Source organism: Siphonobacter sp. BAB-5385 (assembly GCF_002261125.1).
Classification (GTDB): Bacteria; Bacteroidota; Bacteroidia; order Cytophagales; family Spirosomataceae; genus Siphonobacter.
Window position 1 is genome coordinate 1 of the sequence record NZ_NMPS01000192.1, and the last position, 1,387, is coordinate 1,387.

The 1,387-nt window shown below is 52.3% G+C and carries 1 protein-coding gene; it reads right to left on the reverse strand.

The annotated features are described in order from the left end of the window. Positions 1-1,387: hypothetical protein (locus BWI93_RS27915; RefSeq protein ID WP_176454278.1), on the reverse strand; the 1,387-nt coding region annotated here is incomplete at both ends.

Below are 1,387 nucleotides of genomic sequence, written 5' to 3' on the forward strand. Positions count from 1 at the left end.
AAGCTTGCTGTAATCACTACTACCCCCCGTTTTCGTATTGATTACCACGCTAACGCAGCCCGGGGGCGTTGGAAAGCTGGCGGGTAAAGACAGGAACTTGGAAGAATACGCGTTCCAGATGCCCAAAAACGTTTGACCAGGACCCTCAAAGCGGATTTTCACCGCTTCGGGATACGTCATTTCACCCTGAAGGGTGTAGATTTCGTTTTCCTCAATGGCGTCCTCGGGCGTCCGGTAGATAGAATAAGAGCCCACGGCAATAATGTTGCCTTCATTGTCGACAGCTAAGCCTTCCCGAATGTCTGTAACCTTGATCAGATTGGTTCCGGGACGGTCGGCTTTCACTAGCGTGGGGTCGTCCTTATCTACTTTTTTAGAAAGGTCTACGTCCTGCGAGGCCGCTACCAGGTGATAGTCTTCATGCTCGGTTGCCGTCGTTCCTGCTTCCAGTTGCAGGGTGTCGTAATCCGAAGCCCCGTCGTTTTTAGTGTTCACGACAATCGACGTACAGCCATCCGGAAGCGGAAACGAAAAAGGCAGAGCGGTGATCTGCTGATCCTCCGGATTGAATACGCTTATTTTCTGGTTCTGGGCATCTTGAAACCGCACGCGGGCAAAGCGGGCGTTTTCCATATTTCCTGAATAGGTAAGCACTTTGAAATCCCTGACATCCGTCTCAATGGATGAGTAGGCGGCATTGTTAACCAGATCGCCAGTTGGCGTCACGGCACGTCCCTCTTTAATCTTACTTTTATCCAGGATATTTTTGCCCGGTTTGGTTTTGCGGACGTACTGTTCTTCAAGCTCGGACATGGGTAGAAAAGGGCGAAGGTCAACATCCTGGGTGGCTACTACCAGGCGAAAAGGTTCCGTCTCGGTTGACACCTCCCCGTATTCGACCTGAATAGAGGTGTAATCACTGTAGCCGCCGCCCTTGGTTGTCATGATGACGTTCGCACAATTAGCGGGCAGGGGAACTGTGGCGGGCAGCGTGAAAAAGTGAGCGGAATTTGCGTTGTAAACGCCTAGTTTGCCACCCGCTGCGTTTTCAAAGCGTACCTTCACTCCTTCCGGGTACTGGATGTTGCCCTTAATGGTGAGGTGTTGTTGCCCCCGAACATCCATTTTTCCGGAAACGGAAAACCCGGGAGCCGTAACGATCTCCCCTTCATTATCGAGTCCGAGCCCCTCCCGCACTTCGGCTGGATTGAAAATGTTTTTGCCCGGCACGGTACGGGCGGCAAACTGGGCCAGGGCTTCGAGTTTCTTTAGAAACGAGGGCAGGTGTACTTTGCTCTCGTCCATACGGGTTGCATAAATCTCCACCAGCGTCGCTACAGGCCCCTCTTCGAGTTGAAGCTTGCTGTAATCACTACTACCCCCCGTT